Raw genomic sequence first — 14,265 nt, 5'->3', positions numbered from 1 at the left:
CGGAAGACAGGGTTCTCATGGCTGTACCACTCCCAAGAACCGTGGTCGCGGCGCTCTGTGCCGGGCTGGCGGCCACCCTCCTCACCACCGCGCCCGCACGGGCCGAGCAACGGCGACCGGACAGCTGGACCGTGACCGAGGCGGCACACGCACCCCGCGCCCGGATAGCCCTCGACGACACCACCGGCACCCTCAGCCTCACGGTCTCCCGTGACGGCCGTACGGTCATCGAGCCGTCGCCCGTCGGCATCGTCACCCAACAGGCCGATCTCTCCCAGGGGTTGCACTTCCTGCACCGCAAGGACCGCATGGTCGAGGAGCGTTACCGGGCGAAGTCGGGCAAGCGCCTGGACCGCCGGGTCCGCATGAACGAGACCCGGCTCTCCTTCGCCACCGCCGCCGGCGCCCGCCTCGACCTCGTCGTCCGTGCCTCCGCCGACGGCATCGCCTACCGGTACACGCTGCCCGCCGGGTACGGCGACGTCCTCGGCGAGACCTCCGCGTTCGAACTGCCGGCGGACGCGGGCGCCTGGCTCAGCACCTACCGGGTGGACAACGAGGGCCAGTTCAACCAGTACACCGCCGCGACCGCACCGACCGCCGAGTACTCGGACCAGGCCCTGTTCGCCACCGACGGCGGCTACACGCTCCTCGCCGAGTCCGACCTCACCGGCGCCTACTCCGGCGCCCGGCTCGCCCACACCCAGGGCACCGGCACCTACCGCGTCAAGCTCGCCGACAGCCAGGTGCACACCGACGGACCCCTCACCACTCCCTGGCGGGCCATGATCACCGGTGACCTCGCCACCGTCACCCGGTCCACCTTCACCGACGACCTCGCCCCCGCCTCCAAGGTCGCCGACACCTCCTGGATCCGCCCGGGCACCGTGCTGTGGACCTGGCTGGCCGGCGGCCGCGCGGCAGGGCAGAGCCTCGACGCGCAGAAGGCGTACGTCGACTACGCGGCCGCACACCACTGGCCCTATGAAGCCGTCGACTCCGGCTGGTACTTCAAGGCGGACGAGTGGGACGTCACCGACCCCGACTGGCAGACCGACAGCTGGATGCCTCAACTCGTCGACTACGCGCGCGCCAAGGGCGTCGGGATCATCGTCTGGATCCACCAGCGCGACCTCGACACCCCCGAGGAACGCGCCCAGTGGCTGCCCACCCTGGAACGCTGGGGCGTCAAGGGAGTCAAGATCGACTTCATGAACTCCGAGGCGCAGTCCATGTTCCAGTGGTACGACACGATCCTCGCGGAGACCGCCGCACACCACCTCATGGTCGACTTCCACGGCGCCACCCTGCCCAAGGGCATCCAGCGCACCTGGCCCCAGGTGATGACCATGGAGGCCGTCGGCGGCGAGGAGAAGCGCACCAACACCGCCGCCCACCTCACCACCCTGCCCTTCACCCGCAACGTCATCGGCTCCATGGACTTCACCCCCGGCGGATTCCAGCGGGTCGGCCTGCGCCCGAACTCCGACGCCGCCGAGGCCGGGCTCACCGTCGTCTACGAGTCGGGGCTCCAGATGTTCGCGGGCACCCCCGAGTCCTACGACCAGCGGCCCCTGGCCCGGGACTTCCTCGACCAGGAGCCCGCGGCCTGGGACGACACCCGGCTGCTGTCCGGCAGTCCCGGAAAGGAAGCCGTGCTCGCCCGCCGCAGCGGGGACCGCTGGTTCCTCGGCGGGGTCTACGCCGGAGCCGCCCACACCGCCACCGTGCCCCTGACCATCGGCCGGGGGCGCTGGCTGGTGGAGACGGTCCGGGACGGCGCCGACGGCCTGGTCCAGGATCGGCGAGTGGTGAGCGGTGGCGACGAGTTGAGCATCGATGTCGTCGCCGACGGCGGCTTCGCCGGGATCGCCTGCCGCTGGCGGCCGGGCGTCACCACCTGCTACCGCTGAGCGCGCACAGCCTCACGGCGGGCACCGAGCAACAGTCCGAGCGTGCCCGCCGTGGACGGTGACGCCGAACCCCGCAGCACCCCCGTACCGCGCGCCAGTACCGCGTCAGCGGTCATCAGTTCGATCTCGACGAGGGCGCTCACCATCGGCCGGTGCGGCGCCGGCATCAGAGCCAGCACCTCCCGTCCCGACCGCAGATCGGCCCGGGCCTTCTCGACCTCGTGCTCCACCAGGGCGCGCAGGCCGTCGGAGGCCCGGCCCGCTTCCAGGTCCTCCACCGTCACCGAGAAACGCTTCAGGGTCTCGGCCGGGATCCCCAGATGCCCCTCTCGCAGGTCCTCGGCCAGGTCGTTGACGAAGTCCAGCCGCTGGCTGCCGTCGATGAGCGTGCGGCAACCCTCCCGGAACCGCCCGTCGGTGTCGCTCTCGGGCCCCAGCAGGCCGGCGATCGGCAGAAAGGCGGGCAGCGAGTAGGCATCCACATAGGCCTGGTAGTCGGCCTCCGTCGCGAAGCCGTCGAACTCCAACTCGGCGGCGGCGGTGGCCAGATACGACTCCACGACCTCCCGGTGCCGCGGGTACGCGGAGACCGTGTGCAGCAGCGTGCGGATCAGCGGGTCGGCACTGGTCCCGGTCTCCAGAGCGGTGCGCACCCGCTCCTCCCAGGCAGCCCAGGCCGCGGCCCGCTCCGGCTTCGGGCCGCTGTCCAGGAGGTCGTCCCCGTGGTGCATCACCGCCGTCGCGGCCACCACATGGGGCAGCACGGCGGCGGGCAGCAGCACCCGGCAGGCCAGATAGGCGCTGCGCCGGTACTGCCGCACCACACGCCGCTGGGTGCTGTAGTCCCGGCGCAGTTCCGGGTCCGTGATGCCTGCCGCGGTCAGGGTCTTGTTCCACGCGCTCACGAGATGATCGTAGAGGCTGCCGCGGACCGCCGGACGGTGGCCGTGAACCGTGCTCTCAGGAAAGGGGCTTCAGGAACTCCAGGAGCGCCGCGTTCACCTCGTCCGGCCGCTCCTGCTGGGTCCAGTGCCCGCAACCCGCCAGCCTGACGGGCTCCCGCACCAGGTTGGGCATCAGCGCGGGGAGCCGCTCGATGAGTTCGGGTGTGCCGGGGAACGCCGGGACCAGGTCACGGTCGCCGTAGACGTACAGTGCGGGCGGGGTGACGACGGCGCCCTGCCAGGGGGCGGTCAGTTCCCAGTTGCGATCGAGATTGCGGTACCAGTTGAGGGCGCCGGTGAAGCCGTGGGAGAAACTCTCGGTGAGGGCGTCGAGGTCCGCCTCGGTGAACCACCGTGGAAGTGTCTGCGGGTCCGGCATGTCCGCGAGCCACCCGCGCTCCGGGTCGACCAGCGGCTGCCGGACCTCACCGGTGCCCGCGCCCTCCCCGGACGCCATGGTGAAGAACTTCCGCAGGGTGGTGCGCGGGTCGCGGGCGAACTCGGCGTCGGCGACGCCCGGGCGGTTGAAGTAGTTCCAGTAGAAGCGGCCGCCGAATCTCTCCTCCATCGCCCGCAGCGGCGGCTGCGCCCCGCGGAACGGCGGCGGCACGCTCAGCCCGGCCACCCCGCGCACCAGGTCCGGCCGGAGCAGCGCGGTGTGCCAGGCCACCGGCGCGCCCCAGTCGTGCCCGACGACGAACGCCGTCTCCTCGCCCAGCTCCCTGATCAGCCCGACGACATCGCCGACCAGATGGAAGATGCTGTACGCCTCGACGTCCGCGGGGTGATCGCTGCTGCCGTACCCGCGCTGGTCGGGGGCGACCACATGGAAGCCGGCCGCGGCCAGCGGGCCGAACTGGTGCTGCCAGGAGTGCCAGGACTCGGGGAAGCCGTGCAGCAGCACGACCAGCGGGCCGGAACCCTCCTCGGCGATGTGCAGCCGGATCCCGTTCACGTCGACCATTCGATGCTGGACCATGTGCACGAGCGTACGTGCAACGATCTTCGGCTACCCGTCCTGCCCGGCTCCGGACACAGGCGCCGGGAGCCGGGGGCGGGAGCGGGGATCAGCGGGCGAGCCTACCTTCCGCCGGCCGCCGCCCGCCGGGTAGGCCGTCCCAGCGCCCAGAACAGGACGCCGAGGAGCATGAAACCGACGAGCGGGACCAGCTCCGTCAGCAGGTACTTCCCGCGTTCGGCGTGGGTCCAGCCGTCCGGCGCGTAGTCGGTGCCGAACCAGTGGTCACCGGCCCCGGGCGCGACCAGCTGCACGCTGGCGAAGAGGATGAGCAGGGTCAGGACCACGCTGATGGTCCGGGGGAAGGGGGCCCGGTACGGGCGGGGCGTGTCCGGGTACTTGCGGCGCAGGAACGGGAGCGCCGGGAAGATGCCCAGGTAGCTGACGAGCGTGGTGGACACGGCGAGGCCGAGGACGGCGCCGAAGAGCTTGGCCGCACTGCCGTTGGTCAGCTGGTGGGCCAGGATCAGGACGCCGGTGGAGACCAGGCCGCTGAGGACGTTCACCCGGACCGGGGTGCCGAACCGGCTGGAGATGACGCCGAGGAAGCGGGGCGCCGCGCCGTCGTAGCCGGAGACGGCCAGGGCGCGGTCGGAGCCCATGATCCAGGTGACGCCGGAGGACAGCACCGTGAGGATGAACATGATCGCGGCCAGGTCGCCGAGGACGGAGCCGACCCCGGTGAGCGTGGCCGTGCCGTCGGCGGCGACGTGACCGCCGTACACCGTGAAGACCTGGCGGAGCGCGTCGATGAACCCGCCGAGGCCGGTGATGGCCTTGACCGGCAGGACGAGCAGGATGCCGAGGATCGGCAGCGCGTACAGCAGGACCGAGAGGACGGCGCTGCGGAAGATGCCGTAGGGGACGTCCTTCTGCGGGTCCGTCATCTCGTCGCCGGCCGTGTTGGGCAGCTCGAAACCGACGTAGTTGAACATCAGGACCGGCACCAGGCCGACGAATCCCGCGTAGGTCGGCGAGAAATCGCTGATGCCGAAGCCGTGCAGGCCGTGCTGGACGCCGTAGACCACGACCGTCACGGTGAACAGGCCGAGCAGCAGGAACCGGCTCCAGGCGCCGATGGTCGGGATCCACTTGCCGATGTCGAAGGAGAGGATCGCGGCGAGCACGCCCACCCAGACGAAGACGAGGGTGAAGACGTAGAAGGCGGGGGTGCCCAGGTCCTTCCCGCCGTTGAAGAAGGTGGTGTACGCCGTGACGGCGGAGACGGCGAGGGTGCCGCCCAGCCACACCGGGTTGGTGATCCAGTACAGGAAGTTGTTGACGGCGCCGGCGAGGCGCCCGAAGGCCCGGCTGGTCCAGATGTAGGGGCCGCCCTCGTCGGGGAAGGCGGCCCCGAGCTCGGCGATCAGCAGCGCGGAGGGCACGAAGAACACCACGCCGAGCACGATCAGCCAGGTGAACGCCTCGGCGCCGGACGAGGCCACGGCACCGATGGTGTCCACCCCGACGATGGTGCACAGCAGGAAGAACAGGATGTCGAAGCGGCCGAAGTGCTTGCGCAGCTTCTGCCGTTCCGTCTGGGCGGCGGCCGGCGTGTCGACCGGCTCGGATGCGATGGGTCCAGCGGTCACCGGGAGCTCCAGCGTGCTCGGAAGGGGCGCGATTCGGCCATGGTCCACTGTGTCGCACAAGCGCACAAGCTTTCGGCTCAACTCGTGACCATCGCCCCGGCCGCTCACAACCGCCGGAAACCTCCCGGAAACCGGAGGGCCCGCTACCGGCCCCTGGTGCCCAGCAGCCGCCGTGCACCGCCGACCGCCGCGACGGTCAGGGCGGTCGTGGTCGCGGCCGTCACCGCCGGGTGCCGGGCCAGTGCGGCCTGTACCGAATGGGCGTGCGACCGCTGGTCGAACTCGCCGTGGGCGCCGTGGTCGCTGCCGGGCACGGCGTCGGCCGGCGCGTACAGGTTGCCCCGGCCGGCCGGCCGGGGCGCGTCCGTCTGCTGGGAGTCGAAGCCGGTGCGCGCCAGGTAGCGGTCGAGGAGGGCCGGGGCCAGCCGGTTGGCCCATACGGTCGCCGCCGTGCTGGCGCCGATGTAGCGCTGCTTGCGGCCGGGATGGTCGGCGGCGTGCACGACACCGCGCGCGGCCACCTCGGGCTGGTAGATCGGCGGCACCGGCTGCGGATGCCGGGGGAGCCGGGAACGCACCCACGAGAACTGCGGGGTGTTGACCGCCGGCATCTGGGCGACGGTGATGTGCACGTTGCTGCCCTTGTGCAGCAGTTCGAGCCGGACGGACGAGGTGAAACCGTTGATGGCGTGTTTGGCGGCGCAGTAGGCCGACTGGAGGGGGATCGCCCGCTCGCCGAGCGCCGAGCCGACCTGCACGACGGTGCCGCGGTCGCGCGGCAGCATCCGGGCCAGGGCGGCCCGGGTGCCGTTCACGAACCCGAGATAGGTCACCTCGGTGACCCGCCGGTACTCCTCCGGGGTGATCTCGGTGAAGGGCGCGAACACACTGGTGAAGGCGCAGTTGACCCAGACGTCGATGGGCCCGAGGAGCCGTTCGACGGCGTCGGCGGCGGCCTCCATCTGGTGGGGGTCCGCGGTGTCGGCCTGCTGGATCAGCGGGTGGCCGCCGCGTTCGGTGACCTCCTTGGCGGTCGCCTCCAGCCCGGCCTCACCCCGGGCGATGAGCGCGATGCGCGCACCGCGCTCGGCGAAGAGCCGGGCCGTGGCACGGCCGATGCCGGCGCTGGCTCCGGTGATGACGACGACTTGCGACATGGTCCTTTCCTTCGGCTCGTGAGCTTTCGTGAGCTCCGGTCGGTCAGCTGACGCGGTAGGGGCGGGCCCGTTCGGCGTCGAGCCGCAGTCCCAGGCCGGGGGATCCGTCCCGGCCCGGGACCAGGGCGCCGCCCTGCGGGCCGGGCGCGCCGTCGAAGAGCAGCCGCTCGATGCGGACGTGGTCGTGGAACCACTCCAGGTGCCGCAGGTTCGGCACCGAGGCCGCCGCGTGCGCGTGGGCGGCGGGCGCGCAGTGCCCGGAGATCTCCAGGCCGTGGCTCAGTGCCAGCGCCGCGACCCGCAGCCATACGGTGATCCCGCCGCAGCGGGTGACGTCCGCCTGCAGACAGTCGACGGCCCCGGCGGTGAGCATGTGCCGGAAGTACGGCAGCGTGTAGCCGTACTCGCCGGCTGTCACGTCGGCCATGACCCGGCCGCGGACGGCGGCGAGCGCGTCGAGGCGGTCGGAGGAGACGGGCTCCTCGAACCAGGTCACGCCCTCCCCGTCCAGCCCCGCCGCCACCCGCACGGCCTGTTTCACGCCGTAGCCGCCGTTGGCGTCGACGTACAGCTCGGCCGCGTCGCCGATGCTCTCCCGGGCCCGGGCCACCCGCGCCAGGTCGCGTGCCTCGCGGCTGCCCCAGGACTCACCGATCTTGATCTTGACCCTGGGAATGCCCTCCTCGGCCACCCAGCCCCGCAGCTGCCGGTCCTGCCGCTGCGCGTCGTACGTGGTGAAGCCGCCGCTGCCGTACACCGGCACGTCGTCCCGGGCGGCGCCCAGCAGCTCCACGAGCGGGAGCCCGAGCAGCCGCGCCTTGGCGTCCCACAGGGCGATGTCGACGGCGGAGATCGCCTCGGCGGCGATCCCCGGCAGCCCGGCGTTGCGCACGGCGCGCTGCATGGCCTCGTTGGCGCGCGGCACGTCGAGGGCCGGCAGGCCGGTGACCACCCCGGCGAGGAGGTCGTCGACGACCCGCGCGGCCGCGGCCGGGGCGTAGGTGTATCCCAGCCCGGTGACCTCTCCGCAGCGGACGGTGACCAGGACGAGCGTGGTGCTGTCCCAGGCCGCGGTCCCGTCCGCCTCGGGCGCGTCCGTCGGAACGGTGTAGACGGCGCTGTCCACCCGTTCGACGGCCGGCAGGTCGCTCACCGTCGCCCCGCTTCGTGCCGGTGCGGCAGGAACTCCTGCACCTTGGCCTTGAAGCCCTGGCGGACCATCGCGACCCGGTCGCTGTCGCCCTTGAGGACGGCGGCGGCCGCCGCCTCGATCTGGTCGAGGGTGGCGTGCGGCGGGATCGGCGGTACGGCCGGGTCGGTCACGAAGTCCAGCACGCACGGCCGGTCGGCGGCGAGCGCGGCCTCCCAGGCGCCCTGCACCCCGCCCGGCTCGTCGATCCGCATGCCGGTCAGGCCCAGCGAGCGGGCGAAGTCGGCGTATCCGACGTCCGGGATGGACTGCGAGGGCAGGAACTGCGGGGCGCCCTCCATGGCGCGCATCTCCCAGGTCACCTGGTTCAGGTCCCGGTTGTTGAAGACGGCGACGATCAGCCGCGGGTCCTCCCAGTCCTGCCAGTACTTGGCGACGGTGATCAGCTCGGCCATGCCGTTCATCTGCATCGCCCCGTCACCGACCAGGGCGATCGCCGGCCGGTCGCCGTGCGCGAACTTGGCGCCGATGGCGTAGGGCACGCCCGGCCCCATCGTCGCCAGCGTCCCGGACAGCGAACCCCGCATCGCCCCGCCCAGCTTCAGGTGCCGGGCGTACCAGTTGGCGGCCGAACCGGAGTCGGAGGAGAGGATGACGTCGTCCGGGAGCAGGCCGCTGAGGGCGTGGGCGACGTGCTCGGGGTTGATCGGGTCGGCCTCGACGGCGGCCCGCCGCTCCATGACCTCCCACCAGTCCTTGACGTTGTTCTCGATCTTCTGCCGCCAGGACGGGTCCTCCATCTGGTCCAGCAGCGGCAGCAGCCGGCGCAGTGTGCGCGCGGCGTCGCCGACGAGGTTGACCTCGAAGGGGTAGCGCATCCCGACCATGTGCGGATCGATGTCGATCTGCACCGCCCGGGCGTTCCCGAACGCCGGCAGGAACTGCGTGTAGGGGAAGGAGGAACCGATGACGAGCAGCGTGTCGCAGTCACGCATCATCTCGTACGACGGGCGGGTGCCGAGCAGCCCGATGGCGCCGGTGACGTAGGGCAGGTCGTCGTCGAGGGCGTCCTTGCCCAGCAGCGCCTTCGCGACCCCCGCGCCGAGCCGGTCGGCGACCTCCTTGACCTCGGCGCGGGCGCCGCGCGCGCCCTGCCCGATCAGGATGGCCGTCTTGCCACCGGAGTTGAGGACGTCGGCGGCCCGCTGGAGGTCGCCGTCGTCGGGCACGGGCGCGTAGTGCGACATGCCGAGGCTGGACGGCACCATCTTGAAGGCGTGCTCGGGCGGCGAGTAGTCGAGTTCCTGCACGTCGGCCGGGATGATCAGAGCGGTCACCGAGCGGCGCGCCATGGCCGTGCGCATGGCCCGGTCCAGGACGTTCGGGAGCTGCTCGGGGACGGTGACCATCTCGCAGAAGTCCGAGGCGACGTCCTTGTACAGGCTGAGCAGGTCGATCTCCTGCTGGTAGGAGCCGCCCATGGCGCTGCGGTTGGTCTGCCCGACGATCGCCACCACCGGGACATGGTCGAGCTTGGCGTCGTACAGGCCGTTGAGGAGATGGATGGCGCCGGGGCCCGAGGTGGCGGCGCAGACGCCGACCTTGCCGGAGAACTTGGCGTAGCCGCAGGCCTCGAAGGCCGACATCTCCTCGTGGCGGGACTGGATGAACCGGGGGTTGTTCTCCGCGCGTCCCCAGGCCGCGAGCAGTGCGTTGATGCCGTCGCCGGGGTAGGCGAAGACGTTTTCCACGTCCCACTCGCGCAGCCGCTGGAGGATGTAGTCGGAGACCTTCGTCGACATGTTCGACAACCTTTCCTGAAGTGGACGTGCGTGCGTTTACGGGCGGCGCAACTGCCGTACGGCGCCCAGCGCGGCCGCGGCCGCGAGGGTTCCGGCGGCGGCGGTGGTCGCCCACCGGGCCGGGCCGGAGGGTTCGGCGGGCCGCCGGGCCAGCCGCTCGGGCCGGTCACTGGGCACGGGGCCGTCGAGGGCGAGGGCCAGTGCCTCCGCCAGGTGCAGGGCCCGGCGCCCGGTGCCGCCCTGCTCGATCTGGGTGCGGCAGCTGAACCCGTCGGCCAGCACCAGGCTGTCCGGCGCGGCCCCGCGCACCGCGGGCAGCACTCCCAACTCGCCGACAGCCATGGAGACTTCGTGATGCCCACGTTCGAAGCCGAAGTTGCCGGCCAGTCCGCAGCAGCCCTCGTCCAGGACGTCCGCGTCCAGATGCGCACGGCGCATGAGTTCACGGTCGGCGTCGAACTTCATGATCGCGTGCTGGTGGCAGTGGGTCTGCACGGTCGCCTGCCGGGCCAGGAACGGCGGCTGCCAGCCGGCGGGCGCGTGGTGGACGAGCTGTTCGGCGAAGGTGCGGGTCCGCCCGGCGAGGCGCTGCACGTCCTGGTCGTCGGGCAGCAGTTCGGGGGCGTCGGAACGGAACACGGCCGTGCAGGACGGCTCCAGCCCGATGACGGGGGTGCCCGCCTCCAGGTAGGGCGCCAGCGCCCGCAGGGAGCGGCGCAACACCTTCTTGGCCACGGTCAGTTGACCGGTCGAGATCCAGGTCAGGCCGCAGCACACGGGTGTCTCGGGCACGGCGACCCGGAAGCCGGCGTCCTCCAGGACCCGTACCGCCGACATCGCGACCGAGGGGTGGAAGTGGTTGCTGAAGGTGTCCGGCCACAGCACGACGGTCGCCGGGTCCGCCGGGTCCGGCTGCTCGGTGCCGAGGGCGCGCCACCACTGCATGAAGGACCGCTCGGCGAAGACCGGGGGCTGCCGCTGCCCGGCCACCCCGGCGAGAGCTTTGCCGACCCGGCCGAGCAGTGGGGCGTGCAGTACGTTGTTCGCCAACCCGGGCGCGTGTTCCGCCAGTTGGGCCCAGAGCGGCAGCCAGCCCATCGAGTAGTGGGCGGCCGGGCGGGGCCGGCCCGCGTAGTGGTGGGCGAGGAACTCCGCCTTGTACGTGGCCATGTCGACGCCTGTCGGGCAGTCCGACTTGCAGCCCTTGCATGCCAGGCAGAGATCCAGGGCGTCCCGGACCTCCGTGGACCGCCAGCCGTCCTTGACCGCCGAGTCGGGATGCCCGTCGAGCATCTCGAACAGCAGCCGCGACCGTCCGCGCGTGGAGTGCTCCTCCTCGCGGGTGGCCCGGTACGAGGGGCACATCACGTCGCCCTGCAGGCTCCGGCAGTTGCCGATGCCGACACAGCGCAGCACCGCCCGGGTGAAGGAGTGCTCGTCCTGCGGATACCCGAAGTGGGTCTCGTGGGTGTCCGGCCGCCAGGCGGCCCCGAGCCGCAGCTGCCCGTCCACCGGATGCGGGTCGACGACCTTGCCGGGATTCATCCGGTTGCCCGGGTCGAACAGCGACTTCAGCTCGCCGAAGGCACCGACCAGCCGCTCCCCGAACATCCGGGCCAGCAGCTCGCCCCGGGACTGGCCGTCGCCGTGCTCGCCCGACAGCGAGCCGCCGTAGGAGGCCACCAGGTCGGCGGCCCGCTCCACGAAGCGCCGGAAGTGCGCGACACCCTCGGCGGTCTTCAGCCCGAACGGGATCCGGGTGTGCACACACCCCTGCCCGAAGTGCCCGTACAGCGAAGGATGGTCGTAGTCGAACTCCTCGAACAGTCCCTTGAGGTCCCGCAGGTAGTCGCCGAGCCGCTCGGGCGGCACCGCCGAGTCCTCCCAGCCCTCCCAGGTCTCCCGGTCGTCCGGCGGCCGTGCGGTCACCCCGAGCCCGGCCTCCCGCGCCTTCAGCATCTTCTGCTCGCGCTGCGGATTGTCGGAGAAGGCGACCGAGGAGTCCTTCTCCGACCGGCCGATCGACTTCAGCAGGGCGTGCGCCTGGGCGTCGACCTCCTCCTGGCTGTCCCCGGTGAACTGCACCAGCAGCCAGCTGTCCGCCTCCGGCAGCACGCGCAGCGAGTCCAGGTAGGCCTGCTCCTCGCGCATCAGCTCCGCCATCCGCCCGTCCAGCGCCTCCAGCTGGCCGGGGGAGCAGTGCTCCAGCAGCTGCGGCACGTGATCGGCGGCCTGGCAGATGTCGTCGTACCCCAGCACCAGCAGCGACTCGTACGGCGGCACCGGCACCAGCTCCAGCTCGGCGCGCAGGACGGTCACCAGCGTGCCCTCGCTGCCGACCAGGGCCCTGGCCACGTCGAAGCCGTTCTCCGGGAGCAGCGAGTCGAGGTTGTAACCGGAGACCCGGCGCGGGATCTTCGGGTAGCCGCGCCGGATGTCCCCCAGGTACTCGGTGACGAGGCGGTCGAGGCCGTCGTACAGCTCGGCCCGCCGGCCGCCCTCGGCGGCGATCCGGGCCCGCTCCGCCTTCGAGGTGGGCCCCACCCACATCCGCAGCCCGTCGTACGTCAGCACTTCGAGCCGGAGCACGTTGTCGACCGTCTTGCCGTACGCCTGTGCGGACGATCCGCACGAGTTGTTGCCGATCATCCCGCCGAGCGCGCAGTGGCTGTGCGTCGACGGCTTCGGGCCGAACATGAGCTTGTGGTCGGCGAGCCGCCGGTTGAGTTCGTCCAGGACGATGCCGGGCTCCACCACGCAGGTGCGGGCGTCGGGGTCGACGGAGACCAGCGCGTCGCAGTACTTGCTCCAGTCGATCACCACGGCCTCGTTCGTGGTCTGCCCGGCGAGACTGGTGCCGCCGCCGCGCGACAGAACCGGGACGTCGAAGCGGGCGCACAGCTCCACCGCGTGGGCACCGGCCTCCACGGTGCGGGGCACGACCACGCCGAGCGGGACCTGCCGGTAGTTGGAGCCGTCCGTCGAATAGGCACCCCGGCTCCCGGTATCGAAACGGACCTCCGCGTCGGTCCCGGCCCGCAGGGCCTTGACCAGGTCCTCAAGTGAGTCTCCGGGAACGCGTGTGCTCATCGCCGACCTCCGGGCTGACGTGGAGTTTCCTCCGGTACGGCCCCCCGGGTACCCCGGAAGTCGACTTCTTTCGCCAGGACAATCCGGGCACCCATGTTGCGCTCCATCATTTCCAGCGCGGCCTCCGCCAGATGCGAGTGGATCGAGGCGACGGCGTCCCTCGGCACCGTGACCTCCAGATGACGGATGTGCGCGTCCAGAGCCGAGTACAGGACGCACTGCTCGGTGACCTGGCCGGTCAGCACCACCGTCCCGACGCCCAGGTCCCACAGCAGATAGCCCAGCGGGGTGTCGTAGAAGATGGAGTGCCGGGCCTTCACGACGAACAGCGAGTCGTCGTCGGGCCGGATCGGCTCGACCAGGTCCGCGTGCGGGCGGGACAGCGCGGACTCGACGAGTTCGCCGTGGTGGGAGCGCCAGAGCCCGAAGTTGTCGTTCGCGTAGATCACCGGCACGGCCGCCTCCCGGGCCCTGCCGATCAGGTCCGCCAGTACGGCCACCACCTGCCCCGCGGCGGGCAGCAGCAGCTCCGCGTCCTCGTGGTCGTACGTGTTGATCATGTCGATGACGACGAGCGCGCGGCCGTCGGTCGCTCCGGGCCCGGTCACGGCGTTCACCACCTTCCGCTGGGTTCGCGGTCAGTCCCGCAGCCGCGGCAGGACCTTGGTGCGGTAGAAGTCGAAGAAGCCCTGCTGGTCCGGGCCGATCTGGTTGACGTAGACGGTGTCGAAGCCCGCGTCCACGAACGCGGAGACGGCCTTGACGTGGTCGTCCGGATCGTCACCGCACGGCACGGAGCCGGCCACCTGCTCCTCGGTGACCAGTTCCATGGCCTGCTCGAAGTGGCGCGGGGTCGGCAGGACCTGCGGGAGCTCGCCCGGCAGCTGCTCGTTCGCCCACAGCCGGTGCGCGGTGCGCACCGCCTCCTGCCGGTCGGTGCCCCAGCACACCTTCATCCCGCCGTACACCGGCTTGGTGCCGCCGCCCCCGCGCCGGAACCGCTCCACCACGGACTCGTCGGGCATCATCGTGATCAGCCCGTCGCCGATCCGCGCGGCGACCTCGGCGGCCTGCGGGCCGAACGCCGACACGTCGATCGGCACCGGCTCGTCCGGCACCGTGTACAGGCGGGCGTTCTCCACCGTGTAGTGCCTGCCACGGTGGCTGACCTGCTCCCCGGTGAACAGCCGCCGGATGATCTGCAGGGCCTCCTCCAGCATCTCCAGCCGCACCGGCGCCTCGGGCCAGACCGTGCCGAGGATGTGCTCGTTCAGCGCCTCACCGGTGCCCACCCCCAGCCGGAACCGGCCGCCCAGCTGCACCGCGGCGGTGGCGGCCGCCTGGGCGATCACCGCGGGGTGCGTGCGCACCAGCGGGCAGGTCACCGCCGTCTCCACCGGCAGCGAGACCGCTTGCGACAGCGCGCCGATCACCGACCACACGAACGGGCTCTGGCCCTGCCCGTCGTGCCAGGGGTGGTAGTGGTCCGAGATCCACAGCGACTCGAAACCGGCCTGCTCGGCCATCCGCGCCTGTTCGACCAGCTCCGCGGGGCTGTGCTCCTCGCACGAGAGGAAGTATCCGAAGCCCGCCATCGTC

Annotated in this window: 10 protein-coding genes; 1 reads left to right on the top strand and 9 read right to left on the bottom strand. The window is 71.6% G+C overall.

What is annotated here, in order from left to right; all coding sequences use genetic code 11:
• The first annotated feature begins 17 nt into the window (after positions 1–17).
• Positions 18–1,913: a glycoside hydrolase family 97 catalytic domain-containing protein gene (locus OHB00_RS03405; RefSeq protein WP_406431051.1), complete on the top strand. Its 1,896-nt coding sequence runs from the start codon at positions 18–20 to the stop codon at positions 1,911–1,913.
• Here OHB00_RS03405 and OHB00_RS03400 read toward each other — a convergent pair.
• The 9 genes from OHB00_RS03400 to OHB00_RS03360 all read right to left on the bottom strand — a co-directional run bounded on the left by OHB00_RS03400 (position 1,904) and on the right by OHB00_RS03360 (position 14,261).
• Positions 1,904–2,818: a squalene/phytoene synthase family protein gene (locus OHB00_RS03400; RefSeq protein ID WP_406431049.1), complete on the bottom strand. Its 915-nt coding sequence runs from the start codon at positions 2,816–2,818 to the stop codon at positions 1,904–1,906. The two genes, OHB00_RS03405 and OHB00_RS03400, sit on opposite strands and share 10 nt — an antisense overlap.
• Before the next feature lie 55 nt (positions 2,819–2,873).
• A complete protein-coding gene (locus OHB00_RS03395) occupies positions 2,874–3,836 on the bottom strand; it encodes an alpha/beta fold hydrolase (RefSeq protein ID WP_406431047.1) in 963 nt (320 codons plus the stop codon).
• Between the two features lie 101 nt (positions 3,837–3,937).
• Positions 3,938–5,467 carry an APC family permease gene (locus OHB00_RS03390; protein ID WP_406431045.1) on the bottom strand — a complete coding sequence of 510 codons (1,530 nt, stop codon included), beginning with the start codon at positions 5,465–5,467 and terminating at the stop codon, positions 3,938–3,940.
• Positions 5,468–5,610: 143 nt separating this feature from the next.
• Positions 5,611–6,624, bottom strand: a complete 1,014-nt coding sequence (locus tag OHB00_RS03385; protein ID WP_406431043.1) for an SDR family oxidoreductase — start codon at positions 6,622–6,624, stop codon at positions 5,611–5,613.
• A 43-nt stretch (positions 6,625–6,667) separates the two neighbouring features.
• Positions 6,668–7,777, bottom strand: coding sequence for an enolase C-terminal domain-like protein (locus tag OHB00_RS03380; protein ID WP_406431041.1), 1,110 nt, complete (start codon positions 7,775–7,777; stop codon positions 6,668–6,670).
• Entirely contained in the window at positions 7,774–9,576 is a 1,803-nt protein-coding gene (locus OHB00_RS03375; RefSeq protein WP_406431039.1) for a thiamine pyrophosphate-requiring protein, read from the bottom strand. The genes OHB00_RS03380 and OHB00_RS03375 overlap by 4 nt, the downstream gene beginning before the upstream one ends.
• Before the next feature lie 36 nt (positions 9,577–9,612).
• Entirely contained in the window at positions 9,613–12,666 is a 3,054-nt protein-coding gene (locus OHB00_RS03370; protein ID WP_406431037.1) for an FAD-binding and (Fe-S)-binding domain-containing protein, read from the bottom strand.
• Positions 12,663–13,226, bottom strand: a complete 564-nt coding sequence (locus tag OHB00_RS03365) for a cysteine hydrolase family protein (RefSeq protein WP_406445599.1) — start codon at positions 13,224–13,226, stop codon at positions 12,663–12,665. The genes OHB00_RS03370 and OHB00_RS03365 overlap by 4 nt, the downstream gene beginning before the upstream one ends.
• A 78-nt stretch (positions 13,227–13,304) precedes the next feature.
• Positions 13,305–14,261 (bottom strand): LLM class F420-dependent oxidoreductase, encoded by a 957-nt coding sequence (locus OHB00_RS03360; protein ID WP_406431035.1) that lies wholly within the window; start codon positions 14,259–14,261, stop codon positions 13,305–13,307.
• Between the last annotated feature and the right edge of the window lie 4 nt (positions 14,262–14,265).

It is taken from the genome of Streptomyces sp. NBC_00631, assembly GCF_045206895.1.
GTDB lineage: Bacteria > Actinomycetota > Actinomycetes > Streptomycetales > Streptomycetaceae > Streptomyces.
This window is presented reverse-complemented; position numbering and strand designations above follow the sequence as displayed.